Origin of the sequence: Pseudomonas sp. HN8-3, from assembly GCF_020790195.1 — a bacterium.
In the GTDB taxonomy this organism is placed as follows: Bacteria; Pseudomonadota; Gammaproteobacteria; order Pseudomonadales; family Pseudomonadaceae; genus Aquipseudomonas; species Aquipseudomonas synxantha_A.
The window spans coordinates 1,656,908-1,674,915 of the sequence record NZ_CP086206.1; the positions used below are offsets into that span (position 1 = coordinate 1,656,908).

At 60.9% G+C, this 18,008-nt stretch carries 19 protein-coding genes; 9 read left to right on the top strand and 10 right to left on the bottom strand.

The window, feature by feature from the left end; translation table 11 throughout:
• Positions 1-54 precede the first annotated feature (54 nt).
• From LJX92_RS07500 to LJX92_RS07510, 3 genes are all read left to right on the top strand, one after another.
• Positions 55-1,371: an MFS transporter gene (locus LJX92_RS07500; RefSeq protein WP_228309513.1), complete on the top strand. Its 1,317-nt coding sequence runs from the start codon at positions 55-57 to the stop codon at positions 1,369-1,371.
• A gap of 11 nt (positions 1,372-1,382) precedes the next feature.
• Positions 1,383-2,615 (top strand): Zn-dependent hydrolase, encoded by a 1,233-nt coding sequence (locus LJX92_RS07505; RefSeq protein ID WP_228309514.1) that lies wholly within the window; start codon positions 1,383-1,385, stop codon positions 2,613-2,615.
• A gap of 134 nt (positions 2,616-2,749) precedes the next feature.
• Positions 2,750-3,787 (top strand): histone deacetylase family protein, encoded by a 1,038-nt coding sequence (locus LJX92_RS07510; protein ID WP_228309515.1) that lies wholly within the window; start codon positions 2,750-2,752, stop codon positions 3,785-3,787.
• 18 nt (positions 3,788-3,805) lie between these two features.
• On the opposite strand, the gene LJX92_RS07515 is transcribed toward LJX92_RS07510, so the two are convergent.
• Both LJX92_RS07515 and LJX92_RS07520 read right to left on the bottom strand, forming a co-directional pair.
• Entirely contained in the window at positions 3,806-4,159 is a 354-nt protein-coding gene (locus LJX92_RS07515) for a type II toxin-antitoxin system RelE/ParE family toxin (protein ID WP_228309516.1), read from the bottom strand.
• The gene (locus LJX92_RS07520; RefSeq protein ID WP_078820595.1) at positions 4,156-4,560 is read right to left on the bottom strand and encodes a ribbon-helix-helix domain-containing protein; all 405 of its coding nucleotides are present in this window, start codon (positions 4,558-4,560) and stop codon (positions 4,156-4,158) included. The genes LJX92_RS07515 and LJX92_RS07520 overlap by 4 nt, the downstream gene beginning before the upstream one ends.
• Before the next feature lie 210 nt (positions 4,561-4,770).
• Here LJX92_RS07520 and LJX92_RS07525 point away from each other — a divergent pair, with 210 nt between their 5' ends.
• Positions 4,771-5,673, top strand: a complete 903-nt coding sequence (locus LJX92_RS07525) for a LysR family transcriptional regulator (protein WP_057701145.1) — start codon at positions 4,771-4,773, stop codon at positions 5,671-5,673.
• On the opposite strand, the gene LJX92_RS07530 is transcribed toward LJX92_RS07525, so the two are convergent.
• Together LJX92_RS07530 and LJX92_RS07535 are read right to left on the bottom strand one after the other, a co-directional pair.
• Positions 5,665-6,423, bottom strand: coding sequence for a substrate-binding domain-containing protein (locus LJX92_RS07530; protein WP_005786057.1), 759 nt, complete (start codon positions 6,421-6,423; stop codon positions 5,665-5,667). The two genes, LJX92_RS07525 and LJX92_RS07530, sit on opposite strands and share 9 nt — an antisense overlap.
• Positions 6,420-7,727: an MFS transporter gene (locus LJX92_RS07535; protein ID WP_148852369.1), complete on the bottom strand. Its 1,308-nt coding sequence runs from the start codon at positions 7,725-7,727 to the stop codon at positions 6,420-6,422. Before LJX92_RS07535 ends, LJX92_RS07530 begins: the two co-directional genes overlap by 4 nt.
• 198 nt (positions 7,728-7,925) lie before the next feature.
• Here LJX92_RS07535 and LJX92_RS07540 point away from each other — a divergent pair, with 198 nt between their 5' ends.
• Positions 7,926-8,072, top strand: a complete 147-nt coding sequence (locus LJX92_RS07540) for a hypothetical protein (RefSeq protein WP_164699504.1) — start codon at positions 7,926-7,928, stop codon at positions 8,070-8,072.
• A 187-nt stretch (positions 8,073-8,259) separates the two neighbouring features.
• Positions 8,260-9,180: a LysR substrate-binding domain-containing protein gene (locus LJX92_RS07545; RefSeq protein WP_032877255.1), complete on the top strand. Its 921-nt coding sequence runs from the start codon at positions 8,260-8,262 to the stop codon at positions 9,178-9,180.
• Positions 9,181-9,208: 28 nt separating this feature from the next.
• Here LJX92_RS07545 and LJX92_RS07550 read toward each other — a convergent pair whose 3' ends face one another.
• The 3 genes from LJX92_RS07550 to LJX92_RS07560 all read right to left on the bottom strand — a co-directional run bounded on the left by LJX92_RS07550 (position 9,209) and on the right by LJX92_RS07560 (position 13,244).
• A complete protein-coding gene (locus tag LJX92_RS07550; RefSeq protein WP_032877254.1) occupies positions 9,209-10,150 on the bottom strand; it encodes a LysR family transcriptional regulator in 942 nt (313 codons plus the stop codon).
• Positions 10,151-10,287: 137 nt separating this feature from the next.
• The gene (locus tag LJX92_RS07555) at positions 10,288-11,475 is read right to left on the bottom strand and encodes a cyanate transporter (RefSeq protein WP_228309517.1); all 1,188 of its coding nucleotides are present in this window, start codon (positions 11,473-11,475) and stop codon (positions 10,288-10,290) included.
• Between the two features lie 131 nt (positions 11,476-11,606).
• On the bottom strand, positions 11,607-13,244 hold the full coding sequence (locus tag LJX92_RS07560) for a 5-guanidino-2-oxopentanoate decarboxylase (protein WP_228309518.1): 1,638 nt from the start codon (positions 13,242-13,244) through the stop codon (positions 11,607-11,609).
• 111 nt (positions 13,245-13,355) lie between these two features.
• Between LJX92_RS07560 and LJX92_RS07565 the strand changes: the two genes are divergently transcribed.
• Positions 13,356-14,225 carry a LysR substrate-binding domain-containing protein gene (locus LJX92_RS07565; RefSeq protein WP_228309519.1) on the top strand — a complete coding sequence of 290 codons (870 nt, stop codon included), beginning with the start codon at positions 13,356-13,358 and terminating at the stop codon, positions 14,223-14,225.
• Positions 14,226-14,263: 38 nt separating this feature from the next.
• Here the strand turns inward: LJX92_RS07565 and LJX92_RS07570 are convergent, their stop codons facing one another.
• Together LJX92_RS07570 and LJX92_RS07575 are read right to left on the bottom strand one after the other, a co-directional pair.
• Positions 14,264-14,878, bottom strand: a complete 615-nt coding sequence (locus tag LJX92_RS07570) for an NAD(P)-dependent oxidoreductase (protein WP_078820600.1) — start codon at positions 14,876-14,878, stop codon at positions 14,264-14,266.
• A 34-nt stretch (positions 14,879-14,912) separates the two neighbouring features.
• On the bottom strand, positions 14,913-15,779 hold the full coding sequence (locus tag LJX92_RS07575; protein ID WP_032877249.1) for an MBL fold metallo-hydrolase: 867 nt from the start codon (positions 15,777-15,779) through the stop codon (positions 14,913-14,915).
• 105 nt (positions 15,780-15,884) lie between these two features.
• Between LJX92_RS07575 and LJX92_RS07580 the strand changes: the two genes are divergently transcribed.
• Complete coding sequence (locus tag LJX92_RS07580) at positions 15,885-16,790, top strand: LysR family transcriptional regulator (protein WP_005786071.1); 906 nt, start codon at positions 15,885-15,887, stop codon at positions 16,788-16,790.
• Positions 16,791-16,890: 100 nt separating this feature from the next.
• On the top strand, positions 16,891-17,070 hold the full coding sequence (locus LJX92_RS07585; protein ID WP_003189580.1) for a hypothetical protein: 180 nt from the start codon (positions 16,891-16,893) through the stop codon (positions 17,068-17,070).
• Here LJX92_RS07585 and LJX92_RS07590 read toward each other — a convergent pair.
• Positions 17,063-17,938 carry a helix-turn-helix domain-containing protein gene (locus tag LJX92_RS07590; protein WP_228309520.1) on the bottom strand — a complete coding sequence of 292 codons (876 nt, stop codon included), beginning with the start codon at positions 17,936-17,938 and terminating at the stop codon, positions 17,063-17,065. The two genes, LJX92_RS07585 and LJX92_RS07590, sit on opposite strands and share 8 nt — an antisense overlap.
• Positions 17,939-18,008: the final 70 nt, after the last annotated feature.

Sequence of the window (18,008 nt, forward strand, 5' to 3'; positions counted from 1 at the left end):
AGCGCACCGGTTCGACCTTCTCCTGCCAAAAAAATAACCAAAGGAGCCAGCCCCATGAAGCCTTCCGCTTCGCCGCAGCCTCGCCGTGCCGCGGCCGCCGCTTTTATCGGCACCATGATCGAGTGGTACGACTTTTACATCTATGCCACCGCTGCGGCGCTGGTGTTCGGTCAGCTGTTTTTCCCCTCCGACGATAAATTGTTCAGCACCATGGCTGCGTTCGGCACCTTCGCCGTGGGCTTCTTTGCGCGGCCGTTGGGCGGCATCGTGTTTGGCCATATCGGCGACCGCATCGGCCGCAAGAAATCCCTGGTTATTACCCTCGTGATGATGGGCGTGGTCACGGTATGCATCGGCCTGTTGCCGACCTATGCGCAGATCGGCGCCGCGGCACCGGTGCTGCTTGTACTGCTGCGAGTGGTGCAAGGCATTGCGGTCGGCGGTGAGTGGGGCGGGGCGGTGTTGATGGCCGGAGAACATGCGCCAAAGGGGCGCCGTAACTTCTTTGCATCCTTCGCCCAGTTGGGCAGCCCGGCCGGTTTGATTCTTTCCCTGCTGGCGTTCAGCGCGGTGACCCGCTTACCGGAAGAAGACCTGCTCAGTTGGGGCTGGCGCCTGCCGTTCCTGGCCAGTGCCTTGCTGTTGGTCGTCGGCCTGGCGATTCGCCTGGGTGTAAATGAGTCGCCGGAGTTCCTCGAAGACAAGGCCCTGGCGGAAAAAGCTCGGGCGATCAAGAAGGACCAAGCCCCCGTGCTGGAAGTGCTGAAGACCGCTTGGCGTCCACTGTTGTTGTGCATTGGCGCCAACACATTGGGGATTGCCGGCGTGTATTTCACCAACACCTTCATGATTGCCTACAGCACTCAGCAACTGAACCTGCCGCGCTCGCTGATTCTGGAATGCCTGTTCTTCGTCGCCATTATCCAGTTCTGCGTTCAGCCACTGGCCGCCTGGGTGGCAGAGAAGGTCGGCGCTACACGGTTCCTGTGCGCCATGTGCGTACTGGCAATGGCGTCGCCGTACCCCATGTTTGTGCTGGTCAGCAGCGGCCAGGCGCCCTTGATCATCCTCGGCATTGCCCTCGCGGTGGTGTGCATGGCGTCGTTCTATGCCGTCATCGCAGGCTTTGTCAGCGGTCTGTTTGAAACCCGCGTGCGCTACACCGCAATTTCCCTGGCTTACCAGGTCTGCGGTGCGCTGGCGGGTGGCCTGACACCGTTGATCGGCACCTGGCTGGCCCATCAATACCTGGGCCAATGGTGGCCGATGGCAGTGTTTTACAGCGTGATCGCGGCGGTCTCGTTGGTGTGCGTGCTGGCCTTGTCCCGCCGCCACGCCACGGCTCACCGCCTGGAAATGGCACACAGTTGAGGGAGTCAGCAATGTTGAAGATCAATGGCGAGCGCCTGTGGCATAGCTTGATGGCCATGGCCGAGATCGGCGCGACTGCACGCGGTGGCAGCTGCCGCCTGGCGTTGAGCGCAGAGGACAAGGCCGGTCGCGAGCTGTTCAGTCACTGGTGTACAGCGGCTGGCCTGACGTTGAGCGTGGATGCCATCGGCAACCTGTTCGCCCGTCGTGCGGGTACCGACAATGACGCCGCGCCGGTGATGATCGGCAGCCATCTCGATACCCAGCCCGAAGGCGGGCGCTTCGATGGCGTGTACGGCGTATTGGCTGGCCTGGAGGTGACCCGCAGCCTCGACGACCACGGCATCCAGACGCGCAAACCCCTGGAAATTGCGGTGTGGACCAACGAAGAAGGCGCGCGTTTCACCCCGGCGATGCTGGGCTCGGCGGTCTTCACCGGCGCCCTCGCGCTGGACAAGGCGCTGGCGACCACCGACGGTGATGGCGTCAGCGTGGCCGAGGCGTTGCGCACCACCGGTTATAACGGCGAGCGTGCATTGGGTGGGGCAGTGGATGCGTATTTCGAAGCGCATATCGAGCAAGGCCCGATCCTGGAAGACAACGCCAACAGTATCGGCGTGGTGACCGGCGGCCAGGCGATTCGCTGGCTCGATGTGCGGGTCCAAGGCATGGCTGCCCATGCGGGCACCACGCCGATGGCACTGCGCAAAGATGCGTTGTACGGCGCTGCAAAAATGATCCAGGCCCTGGAAAACCTCGCTGCCGATTTTGCCCCATATGGCCTGACCACCGTAGGTGAGTTGAGCATCGCCAAGTCGTCGCGCAACACTATTCCCGGTGTGCTCGACTTCACTGTCGATCTGCGCCATCACCGCGACGCCGATATCGACGCCATGGAGCAGCAAGTGCGCGCACGCCTGCAGGCGATTGCCGACAACCGTGGCCTCAGCGTGACTATCACACCGCACTGGATCAGCCCGGCCACGCCGTTCGATGCTGAGTGCGTGGCCTGCGTACAAGCGTCGGTGGACGCTCTGGGCTACAGCCAGCAGACCATCATCAGCGGTGCCGGCCACGATGCTATCCACCTGGCGCGCTATTGCCCGACTGCGATGATCTTCATCCCCTGCGTCGGTGGCCTGAGCCACAACGAAGCCGAAGATGTCTTGCCTGAAGACGTGCGCCAGGGCACCGATGTATTGCTCAACGCCGTGTTGAAACGCGCCGGCCAGGTTCATTTCTAAAGGCTGACGCCGTGCCCATGTGGGAGCTGGCTTGCCTGCGATAGCGGTGAAGCAGGCAGTACATTGTGCTCTGACCGTGCGCAATCGCAGGCAAGCCAGCTCCCACAGGTTCTGTGTTTATCCAGGAGCATCCTATGAATACGTTTTTCCATCCCGAACAACTGCTGCATCACCCACGCAGCTACTATTCTCGTGGCCAGATGCGCACGCCACAGGAGGTCCCCGAGCGTGCGCGCAACCTGCTGCTGGCTGCGCAAACCCTGGGCTTTGATATCCAGCAACCAAGCGACTACGGTATGGAACCGCTGCTCGCCGTGCACGGCGCGGCATATCTGGATTTTCTTCAAGAAGCTCACCAGCGTTGGAAGGAAATCCCCGAAGACTGGGGCGACGAAGTCATGTCCAACATCTTCGTACGCGAGCCCAATGCCCTGCGCGGCATTCTGGCCCAGGCGGCACGTTACCTGGCTGATGGCAGTTGCCCGATCGGTGAACTGACCTGGCGCTCGGCGTACTGGTCAGCCCAAAGCGCCGTCGCCGCTGCCAAGGCGATCCTCGATGGCGCACCTGCCGCCTACGCCTTGTGCCGACCACCGGGGCATCACGCCCGCTTCGATGCGGCGGGTGGTTTCTGTTACATCAATAATGCGGCGGTGGCTGCGCAAGCGTTACGCCAAGGCTTCCAGCGCGTCGCGGTGCTCGATACCGACATGCACCACGGCCAAGGCATCCAGGAGATTTTCTACCAGCGCGATGACGTGCTCTACGCGTCGATCCATGGCGATCCGACCAACTTCTATCCTGGGGTGGCGGGCTTTGCCGACGAAAAAGGCGATGGCCCAGGCTCAGGGTTCAACCTCAACCTGCCCATGCCCCACGGTGCCAGCGAAGCGCTGTTTTTCGAAAAGCTGGAGCTGGCCCTGGCAGCGGTGAAGGACTTCTCGGCAGATGTGCTGGTGTTGTCACTGGGCTTCGATATTTACGAGCTGGACCCGCAAAGCAAGGTCGCGGTGACACGGGAAGGCTTTGCGCGGCTGGGGCAGTGCATTCGAGGGCTGGGGTTGCCGTGCCTGATCGTGCAGGAAGGGGGTTATCACCTGGAGACGCTGGACAGTAACGCGCAGGCGTTTTTCAGCGCGCCAGCGGCGTGGGAGAAACTATCAGTCGATTAAGTGCTAAAAGCCTGCCGATCAGTTTTCAGCAGGCTTTTCATCTATCAATAAGCAGTCGTTCCCCTCACCCTGGAACAGCGCCGTGTAGTTTTGCCCGCCATAAAATACCCCCACTATCGACACCGTTTCGCAATCAGGCCTCACCCTGAACGCGATGATGGTGCTGCGACGATAGTGCGTGATGCGCAAGCCTGTAAGCAGGTCGTCACGGCGCGTGCTACGCAAGGGGAACAGGGCGAGGCTTTCACAGTGGCTGACGAGATTGTCGATAAAGCGCGTCGCTGCCAAGGGGGAGCCGGCATCGCAGATGTAATCCTCAAGGGCATTGAGTTGCGTCAGGACTTCAGGCGAAAAAACCACCGAGTAGCTCACGCGTTCCCGATGCCTTTGCGCTGACGCCTGGCTGCCATATGCTCGCGAACCTGTTCTGCAGATAACCCGAGCTCAGGCTGTGCCTCAAGAGCGGTCGCTGCCGGGATGACTTCGTCCCTCAGCCAATCTTCCATGGCACGGTCACGTGCCAGCAGCACCCGCAATCCGTCGCGAATCACTTCGCTTTCGCTGGCATATTCGCCGGCAGCCACCTTGGCTTTGACCAGGGCCGCCATTTCAAGGGGCAAGGTGATGCTCATTTGCTGGGTTGAGCGCATTGGGATGTCCGCCAGAAGTGAGTAGGATTCAATCCTACTTGACCATTGGCGCGATGCAAGAAGCAACTGATCGATGCCGATCTCCGGCGTCTCGTCGTCCATCCAGAAGGGGTAGGTTTGCATAAGTTGCTGCGTCTCCAGTTGTGTGGGTCAGGCCGCAAGTATTGACCCGTTTTGGCGATCGCGTGGCCGCAGGTGGCCGATAAGCTGCTGAAATGTATGACTTGATATCTGTAACAGGATTATCTCGATATAGCCGCCCCGGCTCGCATGGCATCGCATCGGCTCCCATACGATAATGCTCGTCACCCCGACCACTTTGGCCTGCCTCCCGTGATCATCAATTTCGACCTCAACGATCTCCAAGCCTTCCGCGCCGTGGTAGACAAGGGCAGTTTCCGTGGCGCCGCCGAGGCCATCCGTATCTCGCAGCCGGCCCTCAGCCGACGCATCGAGAAGCTTGAATCCGCCCTGGATGTAAAGCTGTTCGAACGCACCACACGGCGGGTCAGTCTGACCATGGTCGGTCGTGCCTTCTTGCCCCAGGTGGAGCGAATGCTCGACGATCTCGACATCGCCTTGATGGGCATCAGCAACGTCGCGTCCACACGCATGGGCAACGTCACCATCGCCTGTGTGCCGTCTACCGCGTATTACTTCATGCCCCACGTGATCTCCGAATTCCACAAGCTGTATCCGAAGATTCGCCTGCGGGTGCTCGATGCCAGTGCTGGTGAAGTGAGCAATGCGGTGGCAAGCGGTGAAGCGGATTTCGGCGTGAGCTTCAGCGGTAGCCTGGCCGACGAGGTCGAGTTCGAGCTGTTGCTGCAGGAGCGTTATGTGCTTGCCTGTCGGCGTGACCATCCGTTGGCCACGCGTGAGAGCGTGACCTGGACCGAGGCCTATGAACACGACTACATCAGCGTGGACAAAACCTCGGGCAACCGCTTCCTGCTCGACCAGGCGCTGCGTGGCGTGCGGGTGAAAAAGCCGAGTATCTGCGAGACCCACCACGTGACCACGATGATCGGGCTGGTGGAGGCGGGGCTGGGTGTGGCGATGGTGCCGTCGATTGCGATGCCGGCGTGCGAGCACCCGATTCTGGTGAGTGTGCCGCTGGTAGAGCCGCAGGTGATGCGCAATGTGGGCTTGATCAAGCGCCGCGGGCGGACATTGCCGCCCGCGGCGCTGGAGTTGGAACGATTGGTGCGGGAGATGCCGTTTCGGTCAGCGTGACACCGAGTCCAGGCCGGTGGATTGCACCACCGGTTGAGCTTGCGGCGAGGCCATGAACTGCAGCAGCGCCTTGGCCTCGTCGGGGTGTTCGGCATTGACCGGAATTCCCGCCGCAAAGCGTGTCACCGATTGCACGTCTTCCGGGATTTTGCCGACAAACGTCACACCCTTGACCGGCAACAATTCAGCCACCTGTTGCAAGCCCACTTCGTAGTCACCCTTGGCCACCTGCTCGCCCACCGGCACGCGTTCGATCATGGTGCCTTTGGCCGGCATACCGAGTTTCTTGAACAACTCTTTCTCGACGTACACACCGCTGGCGCTGTCCGAGTACGCCACGGATTTGGCTTTGCTCAGCACGGCCTTGAGTTCGGCGTCGGTATTGATCGCAGGTTTTTGCGCGCCTTCCTTCACCACCAGGCCAATGCGCGAATCGGCCAGTTCCACGCGGGACGCGGGGTCGACCTTGCCTTGCTTGATCAGCTCATCCAGGGCGTAGCCGACCATGATCACCACGTCGGCGTGCTCGCCGCGGGCCAGGCGGTTGGGAATCGCTTCCGGCGCCTTGCCCATGGACGGGCCGAGAATGGTGTCGAGGGTGTCACCGCTTTGCTTGGCGTATTGCGGGCCAAGCAGTTTATAGGCGGCGGTGAAGCCACCAGAGGTCATCACCTTGAGCTCTTCGGCCTGGGCCGTCAGCGCCAGGGCGCCGAGGACGACGGCAGTGAGGGATTTGAACAAAGGCTTCATTGCACCGCCTCCTGCATGACTTGGCCACGGGTATTGGCGTGGCGATACAACGCCAGGGTTGAACACAGCGCACACAGTGCGGCGAACATCATCCAATAGGCGGGAGATGCCTTGTCTTCAGTGATGTGGATGAACCAGGTGGAAATCGCCGGCGTGAAGCCACCGAAGACTGCAGTCGCCAGGCTGTAAGCCAGGGAGAAACCCGCCACGCGCACTTCCACCGGCATGATTTCGGTCAGCGCCGGGATCATTGCGCCGTTGTACAGGCCGTAGAGGAAGGAGAACCACAACAGGGTTTCCAGCATGTGCGCAAAGCTTGGCGCGTTGACCACGTAGGACAGCGCTGGATAAGCAGTGAGAACAGTCAGCACGGTCATGGCGATCAGTACCGGTTTGCGGCCGAAGCGATCACTGAGGATGCCGCCGATCGGCAGCCAGAAAAAGTTCGACACCGCCACCAGCAAGGTCACCAGCAGGGCATCGGAAGTGCTCAGTTGCAGTACGGTCTTGCCGAAGGTCGGTGCGTACACGGTGATCAGGTAGAACGCGGTGGTGGTCATGGCCACCATCAACATGCCGCCGATGACTACGGTCCAGTTCTTCACCAGGGTCGCCATCACTTCACGCATGGTCGGGCGATGCTTGCGGTTGGCAAACTCTTCAGTTTCCTGCAGGTTGCGACGCAGCACAAAGATAAACGGAATGATCACGCAACCTACGGCAAATGGAATACGCCAGCCCCAATCGGCCACCACTGCCGGTTCCATCCACACGTTCAAGCCATAGCCCAGCGCTGCGGCGACCACGATGGAGATCTGCTGGCTGCCCGACTGCCAGCTGGTGTAGAACCCTTTGCGGCCCGGCGTAGCCATTTCAGACAGGTAAACCGAGACACCGCCCAATTCCGCACCGGCCGAGAAGCCTTGCAGCAGGCGGCCCAGCAGCACCAGCAGCGGCGCCCATAGGCCAATGGTGTGATAACTGGGCACCAGCACGATCAACAGCGTGCCGCTGGCCATGATCGACAAGGTCACGATCAAGCCTTTGCGACGGCCCACGTCATCGATATAGGCACCCAGAATGATTGCACCCAGTGGTCGCATCAGGAAGCCCGCGCCGAACACGGCGAAGGTCATCATTAATGACGCAAACTCATTAGCGGCCGGGAAGAACGCGGCGGCGATATAGGTCGCGTAGAACCCGAACAGAAAGAAGTCGAACTGTTCAAGGAAGTTGCCCGAAGTAACGCGCAGTACAGCGCCTACTTTCGAGCTGGCAGAGGCGGGCCGGGAAGGGCTAGTCATGATTTTGTGTCTCCAGCGTTCTTTTTAAAGTGCTTGTTTCGCTTAAGACTGGGGATAGTGGCTGACACATTTAGAAATGATAAGTGACAAATATGGATGCATTGATGTGTTTTGGCTATCAGTCAAAACGGCCATCCGATTTTTCAGACCTGTTCTATGCTTGAGCTTGTGTCCAATTCTTACGGATGGGAGGTGGCTATGGGCAACGAACACCAGCAGCACAATGAGCCAGAACGTGATCATCATCGGCGGCAGCCAGAGGAAGAAAAACCGCAAACCTGGAAGCACCCGGACGATGGCACGGAGCTTTCCGAACGGGACCAGGAGCGCCCGCTGAAACCCTGACTTCAAGGTAAACACAATCTAGCTGTGGGGGTGGGATAGGCCGTTCCCACAGTTGTTCTGTGAGGCTTACATAGCCCTCAAGCGCTGATTTATAGTCCCCAAACCGCCTGATGAGCAGTGCGCACATAGACGCAGCCCCGTGGCCTTTCTAAACTGCGGCTTGTCTTGGGGAGAGGGGTGGGCGCCGATGAATCGCAATGAACTACGCAAGGCCGACATCAACCTGATGGTGGTCTTCGAAGCGCTGATGCTTGAGCGCAATGTGACGCGGGTGGCGGAGAAGCTGTTTCTCGGCCAGCCCACCATCAGTTCGGCCCTCAACCGCCTGCGCACCTTGTTCAACGACCCGTTGTTCATTCGTGTCGGCCATCGCATGGAGCCCACGGCCCGTGCCGAGGAAATCATCCAGCACCTGTCGCCGGCCCTGGATTCCTTGTCATCGGCCCTGAGCCTGACCCATGACTTTGATCCGTCCATCAGTACCATGACCTTTCGCATCGGCCTGTCCGATGACGTCGAGTTCGGCCTGCTGCCACCGTTGCTGCGTGCCTTGCGCCAGGAGGCGCCGCAGGTGGTGTTCGTGGTGCAGCACGTGGATTACTGGCGTATTCCCGACTTGCTGGCGTCGGGCGATATCACCGTCGGCATCACCCAGACCCGCGGCCTGCCGGCAAATGCCAAGCGCAAGCTGTTGCGGCATATCCGCCCCTGCCTGCTGCGCGCCGATGCCTCGGACACGCCGCTGACCCTCGATGAATATTGCGCACGGCCCCATGTGCTGGTGTCCCACACTGCCAACGTGGCCGGGTTTGCCGATGAGTGGCTGGCGGAGGTGGGCCGCAAGCGCCATGTGGTGCTGTCGGTGCCGCAATACAGTTCGCTGCCGGCGTTGCTCGCCGGCACCGATATGATCGCCAGCCTGCCGGATTACACTGCCCAAGCCATGGCCGCCGGCGGCAATTTGTACTGCGAGCCGTTTCCCTTCCAGACCCCGACCCTGGATTTGTCGATGGTCTGGCTCAGCCACGTCGACACCGACCCGGCGGAGCGCTGGATGCGTTCGCGGCTGGAGGCGTTCATGAGTGACAAGCTCCCGGCTCCAAGCTAAAAGCAACTGTAGAGACGGCTTGGCGCCTTCAACTTGCCGCTTGCAGCTGTTCCTCACACACCCTCACCACTTGCTCACGAAACCAGCTATTGGCGCTGTCTTGCCCATTGGTTTCCTTCCAATGCATATCCAGGGTGAACCCCGGCAAACCGTTGGGTGCTTCGCACACACCGAACCCCGGTGCCGGCGCCAGCAACTTTTGCACGCGACGCGGCAGGGTGACGATGAAGTCGGTGCCGGTAATCATCTTCAACGCTGCGCTGTAGCTGTTGGCCCGTGCGATCACCTGGCGCTTGCGCGCCTGACGTGCGAGCCAGCCGTCGATCATGTTGGTGTCGGAGGACCATGGCGTGGGGAATATGTGACGCCGCTCGACGAAAGATTGCAGGCTGAACGCCGGCTCCCTGGGCGCCGAGCGCTGGTCGAACACGCAAACCAGGTCATCCTCCAGCAGCATCTGGGTCTTGAAGTCTTTATGGGTGCGATGAAAGTGCGGGCCGAAGCAGATCACCAGGTCGAGGCGGCCTTCACGCAGGTCATCGACGGGAATGTCGGTTTCCAGCTTCTGCACATTGACGATCACCGGCAGGTCGGCATGGTCGAAGTGCTTCAACAGCCGTGGCAGGATCAGTTGCTCGAAGTATTCCGGGGCGCACACATTGAAGGTCACCGCCTGTTGGGTCGGGTCAAAGGCCTGGCCACCGGCGTGACACAGGTTGATGCTTTCCAGGATCTTCTGCACATGCCCGTACATGGTGGTGGCCTTGTACGTCGGACGCATACCGGCCCGTGTGTTGATAAACAGCTCATCCTCAAAGCTGGTGCGCAACTTCTTCAGGCTGTAGCTCACCGTGGACTGGCTGACGAACAGCGTTTCGGACACATCAGTAACGCTGCTCTGGTCGTAGACGGCGATAAACACCATCAAATCCTGCATATCGAGCTTTCTGAGCGAGTTACTGTTTAGCATCGGTTTCGTCCGTAAACCCTTTGTACCGAACTCAGTACAAGACTGGGCAAAATGTTAACGGAACGCTCGTACCAATAGAAAGCTCTGTAGGACTATTCAATGTTTCGCGTGGGACAAATACTGTTTGTAATACGACGTCAGCGGATATGTCGTACGTAATGCCGGGGGTTGAAGCGCAGGACCATCAGCAGCATCACCACAGTCACCGCGGTCAGCGACCACCAGGCCCCTTCAAAGCTGCCCAATTGATCGCGGATCACTCCGGCAATCAAGGGCGACACGCCGGCAATCAGGTAACCGATGCCCTGTACAAATGCGGTAAGGCTACCGGCGCGCCGTGGGTTGTCGAGGTGGTCGAGGGACACAATCAGGCTCATGGGAAACAACCCGCCGATACCCAGGCCGAGCAGGCAAGGCCATAGCAGGCTCCAGTGTTGCGGGCTGAGGATCAGGCCGCAGAACCCGAGGATGATCAGCACCAGCAGCACCGCGATCACGCCGCGTTTATCCTGGCGTCGGTTGGCGATGGCCGGAGTGACCAGGCCGGAGATCACCTCCATGGCGGTCAGCAAGCCCAGCAGCAAGCCGGCATTCTGCTCGCTCCAGCCCTGTTCGACGTAGTACGGCGCCAGCCACGCCAATACACAGGTATAGGACGCCGTGCCCAGGCCAAAAAAGATCGCCAGCAACCAGGCGCGGCGATTGCTGAAAAATGATTCCCGAATGCTCGATTCTGCTTGAGGCAAGGGTGGCAGAGCCGAACGCTGGGCATACCAGAACACCAGCGCCAACAGCGCCAGTACCGCCCAGATCGCCAGGCCGATGCGCCAGCTGCCGGTGCGCACTTGCACCAAGGGTGAGAGTGATGCCGCCAGCGCAGCGCCGCCCATGATCGCAGTCACATACAGGCCCATGAACAGCGAAACGTCAGCGCTGAATCGCGACTTGATCAGCGTCGGCATCAATGCCTGAATCAGCGCGATGCCGACCCCTGCGGCAATCGCGCTGACGATCAGCTCCAGCGCCGAATCCAGCAACAGCCGCGATAAGGTCGCCAGCCCAATCACCAGCAGCGACAGCATAATGCTGCGATGTTCGCCCAGGCGCTTGGACAGGCCCATGCCAACAAACATCGCCAGGCCCATGGCCATGACCGGCAACATGGTCAGTAACGCGGCGCTGCTGAAACTCAACGGCACATCCACGCGAATCGACGATAACAACGGCCCCACAGCCGCCATCGACGGTCGCAGGTTAAGGGCGACCAGCACCACGCTGATCATCAGCCATACGGCGGTGGTGGGTTTTGCGTGAACGTTTTCCATGGGCCTGCCTTGTTCGAACAAGGGCGAATCAGGCCATGCAGGGGCAAGTGGGGCAAATCAGAAAGTCGCTGGGGCTATCTAAAAATTGCGGATAACTGACAGATTGCCCCTCTCACAGGGGAAAACCAGAGTCACATAGAGCGAGTTCCAGGCTTGGTCGACTCCCACCGCCCTTGGTCGATTTCAATCAGCGTCGGCCCCTGGCGATCAGCTGCGGCGCGCAGTGCCGAGCGCAGATGCTCGATGCCTTCGATGCTCTCTGCCGCGCAGCCCAGGGCCTTGGCCACGCCAATAAAGTCCGGGGTGTAAATGTCTACACCCACAGGCTCGATGGCACGATTGAGCATGTATTTCTTGATCTCCTCATAGCCCTGGTTATTCCACAACAGCACGATCACCGGTGTGCGGGCTTCCACGGCGCTGGCCAGTTCCGGCAGGGTGAATTGCAGGCCACCGTCGCCGATCAGGCACACCACCGGTTGTTCATCGCCGCGCGCCAGCCAGGCGCCGATGGCGGCGGGCAGGGCATAGCCCAGGGTGCCGTAGCCGGTGGATGAATTGAACCAGTGACGTGGTCGGTCGAGGTTCAGGGTCAGGTTGGCGCTGTACACCGGTTGGGTGGAGTCACCCACCAGCACGGCGCCGGGCAGTTCTTCCAATACGGTGTTGAGAAGCCGCGTGTGTGCACGGGTGGCAGCGTCCCAAGTGGGCTCCAGCTCGGCCCACAAACGTGCGACGCGAACTGCGCCCCAATCGGTATTGCGCGGCGCCAGTGACTGGCGGTCCAGTTCGGTGAGCAGCGCCCGGGCGGCGATTTTCGCGTCGGCCACCAGGGCCACCTCGGGTGGGTAGTTGCGTACGGTCTGATCCGGGTCGATATCGATGCGCAGCAACGTACCGGGAATCTTGAAGCCGCCAGCGAAGGTCACGTCGTAATCGGTTTCCGCCAGTTCCGTGCCGATGGCCAGTACCACATCGGCCTCGGCGACCAGTGCGCGGGTGGCCGCCAGGGTCTGGGTCGAGCCGATCAACAGCGAGTGTGCGGCAGGCAGCAGGCCTTTGGCATTGATGGTCAGGGCCACGGGCGCGCCGAGGGTTTCGGCCAGGCGGGTCAACTCGGGCGCCGCATCGATGGCGCCGCCACCGGCCAGAATCAGCGGGCGTTGGGCGGTGGCGAGCAAGCGGCTCATGTGCTCGATCGCCGCCGGTGCCGCTCCGGCGCGGGCCACGCTGACCGGCTGGCTGCCCAGCAGAGCGTCGGCATTCTCCACCAGCACATCCAACGGAATCTCGATATGCACCGGGCGCGGCCGCCCGGCCTGAAACAGTGCAAACGCCCGTGCCAGCACGCCGGGCAACTCGTGGGCCGACATCAAGGTATGGGAAAACGCCGCCACGCCGGCCACCAGTGCGCTCTGATTCGGCAACTCATGCAACTTGCCACGCCCGCCGCCCAACTGGCTGCGCGCCTGCACACTGGAAATCACCAGCATCGGGATCGAATCGGCATAGGCCTGGCCCATGGCCGTGGTGATATTGGTCATGCCCGGGCCGGTAATGATGAAACACACACCAGGCCTGCCGCAGGTGCGCGCGTAGCCGTCGGCCATAAACCCGGCGCCCTGTTCGTGGCGCGGGGTGACGTGACGGATGCCGGAGCGCGCCAAACCACGGTACAGCTCCACGGTATGCACACCGGGGATGCCGAACACATGATCGACACCGTAGCCTTTCAGGAGGTGGATCAATACTTCGCCGCAGGTTGCCATGCCGGTCGCTCTTGTTATGGATTGAAGGCGCTATTGGACCGGCTGGCCGGTAGCGGCAACAATCGATAAAAAGTCATACTCGCCATGTCCTCACGTCATGGCTGCGCCCTAATGAAACGCCTTCCACCGTTGCCCGCATTGCACACCTTCTGGGTCACGGCCCAATGCTGCAACTTCACCCGCGCCGCCGAGCAACTGCACATCACCCAGGGGGCGGTGAGCCGCCAGATCGCGGGGTTGGAACGGCATTTGGGCTATGGGTTGTTTGTGCGCCAGGCGCGGGGCTTGAGCCTGACCGAGGAAGGTCGCGAGTGGGCGCTGAGGGTGCAGCAGGTGTTCGGCGTGATCGGTGAGGCCGTGGAGCAAATCGGCAGTCGCCGCGAGGTTTTGCAGCTCAAGGCGTCCACCTGTGTGATGCGCTGGCTACTGCCACGCGTGCTGCAATGGCAAAGGGAGCGCCCGGATGTACCGGTGGAACTGACCACCACCGTGGCCTACACCGTGGATTTTCGTCGCGAGCCATTTGATGCGGCGGTGATCTATGCGCCCATCGCCGAGCAGTCCGAGCAGGCTCGGCATTTGTTCGATGAACAACTCACACCGGTCTGTGCGCCGGCCTCGCTGGACAACTTGCACACGCCAGCGGATCTGCAACACCAGGTGCTGCTGCACCCCACACGGGATCAGCGGGATTGGGCATTGTGGTTAAAAGCGGCGGGTACGCGCCTGAGCAGTCTGAGCCAGGGGCATCATTTCGAAACGCTGGACCTGGCGATGACGGTGGCGGCACAAGGCTCGGGCGTGGCGATCGGTGATCGTGCGCTGATTGGCGAGGACCTGAAGGCGGGGCGCCTGGTGATGCCGTTTGAACTGCGGGTGCCGACGGGCATGGGCTACTTCCTGGTGTATCCGCCGCAGACAGTGCCTTCTGCCGGGTTGTTGGCCCTGATGGATTGGCTGACCAGCCAGGCGCAAATGTAGGAGGGGCTTGCCCCCTCCCACATTTTTACCGCGTGGTGTCAGTAGCCAACGGTGAAACGCTTACGCGAGTGCTTGGGTGTTTCAACCTCGTCGATCATGGCGATGGCGTAGTCGGCAAAGCTGATCGAGCTGTTACCGTCACTGCTCACCAACAGGTCATCCTGGCCCAGGCGGAATTTGCCGGTGCGCTCGGTCCCGTCGAACAGCGCCGATGGCGAGAGGAACGTCCAATCCAATTCCGTTTCCTGGCGCAGCGTTTCCAGGAAATCAGCCCCGGCACTGGCTTCGGCCTTGTACTCCGCAGGGAAACCCGGGCTATCGATGACGCGACTGCCGTCCGGTAGCAGCAACGAGCCTGCACCACCCACCACCAGCAGGCGTTTGACCCCGGCCTTTTTCACCGGGCCGATCACGGCGCTGGCGGGCAAGGTGGCAAAGTGCGCGGCGCTGATCACCACATCGCTGCCGCTGATAGCGTGTTGCAGGGCATCGGCGTCCAGGGCATCCACCTGCTTGACCGTGACGCCTGGGCGTACGCCCAGCTTGTCGGTGTTGCGAGCGATGGCGGTGACGGTATGCCCGCGGCGCAGGGCTTCTTCCAGCAGTTGGCTACCGGCACGGCCGGTGGCACCAATGATTGCGATTTTGCTCATGACGTTCTCCATCAGGGTTAGGGTTTAAAGCCGATCACCACTTCATTTCGCCCTTGGCGACTTTGGCGCTCAATTCCAGCGAGCTTTCGTCGGCGAGGGTGGGGTAACGCTGTTTCATGGCCGCAATCAGGGCGGCGGAATCCTTGGCCTTGGCGGTTTCGATGTCGAAGGCCTGGATGTAGTCGGCGGTGAATTTCACCGAGGCCAGCGATGGGGTGCCCAGGTAGTGACCAGGGATCACTGTTTTTGGCTTCAAGCCTTCAATACGCTCAAGGGTGCTCAACCAGTCTTTATGAGATTGCGCGCCCTGAGTGTCAGCCATCCACAGGTGAATGTTTTCGGCGACAACCACGCCACCGACTACAGCCTTGATCGACGGGATCCACACAAAGCTGCGATCCGGCTGCGGACCGTCCAGGCCGACCACTTCAAGCTGTTGCCCTTCAAGGGTCAGGCTGTGGCCTTGCAACACTTGCGGCACAATCGTCTTGGTCGGTTTGTCGGCGCCCATTTTCGGGCCCCAATATTCCAGCTTGCCGGCGACGGTGGCGTTGATATGGTCGACCACCGGTTGCGGCGCCAGCACCTTGGCGTCGGGGAAGGCGGCGGTCAGGGTGTCGAGGCCGAAGTAGTAGTCCGGGTCGCCATGGCTGATGTAGATGGTGGTCAGGTGCTTGCCGCTGGCGCGGATCTTCTGCACCAATTGCTCGGCCTGGCCTTTGCCGAATTGGGCGTCCACCAGGATCGCGTCTTTGGCACCGCTGACCAGCACCGAGCTGACGGGAAAGATCGCCGCTTCGCCGGGGTTGTACACGTCCAGTTTCAGCTCAGCGGCTGCGGCGTGGGCGGCGAACGCCAGGGCGGCAGTGGCCAAGGTCAAGCGTTTGAAGGTCGAGAACATCGGGCAGCTCCTGCCATTGGTAAGGGGTGGGTAGAGCTTAGTTGCATAAAACACCACAAAAAATGCGATGCTTGGACATAGTTTGTTTCTGAAATCGGGCAGATCATGGATCGTCTTCAAGCAATGCGCGTGTTTGTCACCGTGGTGGACCTGGGCAGCCAGTCTGCCGCCGCCGATCATCTGGACCTGTCGCGCCCGGTGGTCTCGCGTTACCTGGCTGAGCTGGAGGATTGGGTCGGCGCGCGCCTGCTGCACCGCACCACGCGCAAGCTCAGCCTCACTGCTGCCGGGAGCGAAACCCTGCCGCGCTGCCGGCAATTGCTGGAGCTGTGCGCCGATATGCAGGCCGCCGTCAGCGAGCCCGATGACGCGCCCCGGGGCTTGTTGCGCCTGAGCGTCAGTACCTCGTTCGGCCAGGCGCAGTTGGGCGCGGCCATTGCCGAGTACGTCAAGCGCTACCCGCTGGTGACGGTGGACTTGCAGATGCTCGACCGCACGGTGAACCTGGTGGACGAGCGCATCGACCTGGCGATCCGCACCAGCAATGACCTGGACCCGAACCTGATCGCCCGGCGCTTGACCGTGTGCCGCTCGGTGGTGTGTGCCACACCGGCCTATCTGCGTGAGCATCCGGCGCCGCAGAAAGTCGAAGACCTGGCCCGGCACAACTGCCTGACCCACTCCTATTTCGGCAAGAGCCTGTGGCATTTCGAAGAGCAGGGCGAACACGTGTCGGTGCCGGTGCACGGCAATATCACCGCCAACGAGGCCAGCACGTTATTGCGTATAACCCTGGCCGGGGCAGGGGTGGCGATGCTCCCCAGTTATCAGGCCGGTGACCTGATCCGCAGTGGTGAACTGGTGCGCTTGCTGCCTGCAGCAGAGCCACGGCAGATGAACATCTATGCGGTGTACGCCTCGCGCAAGCACATGCCCTCGGCACTGCGCAGCCTGCTGGATTTTCTGGTGCTGCGGTTTCCGGAGGCGCCTGCGTGGGACGTCGGTCTCTGAGGCGATATAAACGCGCTGAATGGCAGCCAATCATGGCAACTTGCGCTGACTGACCTATGCTTTAAACAGCACCGTGTAGATCCGTTCAGAGGTCTGTGCCATGAGTATCAAAACCAGAAAATACCTGACGATTTTCACCCTCTGCGCATTGGCGACTGCGTTGTACGGGACAGCCGCCTATCGCGTTGAGCAAACGCGCATGCAACCGGCGGCGTTCGCCATCAGTTGCCATCAGGACCAATGCGTGCCGCGCACCGGCAGCTTCAGCGCGCTCAGGTAGGCTGCTCGGCCTTCAATTGCTCGCGAAACGCCTTGGGTGAAAACCCGACCCTGCGGCGAAACAGTCGCGAGAAGTTGGTCGGGTCGGAAAAGCCCAGCACCTCGGACATCTCATTGATGGTCATGCTGGTGTAGGTCAACAAGCGCTTGGCTTCCAGCAATTGGCGGTCATGCATGATCTGCAATGCCGGTTGCCCGCCCAACTCCCGACAAGTCCCGTTCAAGTGTGAGACCGAGATGCCCAGCTTGTGGGCCAAATCTTCAATCTTGGGGTGCTCACGGTAATGCTGTTCGACCAGTTGGGTGAAACGCCGAAAATACTCACGACCACGTGGGGCGCGTGGATGACGGCGCTGGATCGCCTGGCGGCTGACCCACACCAGCAGCACGCTGACCAAGGCGTGCAACATCATGTCCCGTGCCGGTTGATCCTCGGCGTATTCGTCCTGCAAGCGCACGAACAGGTTGTTCAAGTAGTCGCTGTCCTTGCCCGCAGGATAACTGCCGAGGGTTTGCAGGCCATCGACGGTGTCGCCCAATTGCGCCTGCAAATGGCTGACCAGCGGCGCCGAAAGGGTCACCACATAACCCTGCACATCTTCGGAAAAACGAAAGCCATGCACGCACAGTGGCGGCAGCACTTGCAGGCTCGCTTCATTGAGGGTGGTGCGCTGGCCTTCGATTTCCAGTTGTGCCTGGCCTTTGTGCACATACAGCAGTTGGCACAGATCCGCGTGCCGGTGGGGCTGGATTTCCCACTGGTATTCCCGACTGCGCCGGGAAATGGTTTCGCAGTGCAACAAATCGGGCGTCGGCCACTGCTGGCTTTCCCCGTAAAGCTTGAAGACCGGAATCGCGGTTTTGGTCATGGTTTCAATCCGATACTCAGGATAATGGTTCGGTAATCGCCCCGATTGGCGAAAAGCGCAGGCTTTGACG

Coding starts and splice junctions, on each gene's coding strand:
- LJX92_RS07550 (WP_032877254.1), bottom strand. CDS start 10,150: ATGCTAAACAGTAACTCGCTCAGAAAGCTCGATATGCAGGATTTGATG.
- LJX92_RS07545 (WP_032877255.1), top strand. CDS start 8,260: ATGAATCGCAATGAACTACGCAAGGCCGACATCAACCTGATGGTGGTC.
- LJX92_RS07535 (WP_148852369.1), bottom strand. CDS start 7,727: ATGACTAGCCCTTCCCGGCCCGCCTCTGCCAGCTCGAAAGTAGGCGCT.
- LJX92_RS07540 (WP_164699504.1), top strand. CDS start 7,926: ATGGGCAACGAACACCAGCAGCACAATGAGCCAGAACGTGATCATCAT.
- LJX92_RS07530 (WP_005786057.1), bottom strand. CDS start 6,423: ATGAAGCCTTTGTTCAAATCCCTCACTGCCGTCGTCCTCGGCGCCCTG.
- LJX92_RS07555 (WP_228309517.1), bottom strand. CDS start 11,475: ATGGAAAACGTTCACGCAAAACCCACCACCGCCGTATGGCTGATGATC.
- LJX92_RS07520 (WP_078820595.1), bottom strand. CDS start 4,560: ATGCAAACCTACCCCTTCTGGATGGACGACGAGACGCCGGAGATCGGC.
- LJX92_RS07580 (WP_005786071.1), top strand. CDS start 15,885: ATGGATCGTCTTCAAGCAATGCGCGTGTTTGTCACCGTGGTGGACCTG.
- LJX92_RS07560 (WP_228309518.1), bottom strand. CDS start 13,244: ATGGCAACCTGCGGCGAAGTATTGATCCACCTCCTGAAAGGCTACGGT.
- LJX92_RS07565 (WP_228309519.1), top strand. CDS start 13,356: ATGAAACGCCTTCCACCGTTGCCCGCATTGCACACCTTCTGGGTCACG.
- LJX92_RS07570 (WP_078820600.1), bottom strand. CDS start 14,878: ATGAGCAAAATCGCAATCATTGGTGCCACCGGCCGTGCCGGTAGCCAA.
- LJX92_RS07510 (WP_228309515.1), top strand. CDS start 2,750: ATGAATACGTTTTTCCATCCCGAACAACTGCTGCATCACCCACGCAGC.
- LJX92_RS07500 (WP_228309513.1), top strand. CDS start 55: ATGAAGCCTTCCGCTTCGCCGCAGCCTCGCCGTGCCGCGGCCGCCGCT.
- LJX92_RS07575 (WP_032877249.1), bottom strand. CDS start 15,779: ATGTTCTCGACCTTCAAACGCTTGACCTTGGCCACTGCCGCCCTGGCG.
- LJX92_RS07585 (WP_003189580.1), top strand. CDS start 16,891: ATGAGTATCAAAACCAGAAAATACCTGACGATTTTCACCCTCTGCGCA.
- LJX92_RS07590 (WP_228309520.1), bottom strand. CDS start 17,938: ATGACCAAAACCGCGATTCCGGTCTTCAAGCTTTACGGGGAAAGCCAG.
- LJX92_RS07505 (WP_228309514.1), top strand. CDS start 1,383: ATGTTGAAGATCAATGGCGAGCGCCTGTGGCATAGCTTGATGGCCATG.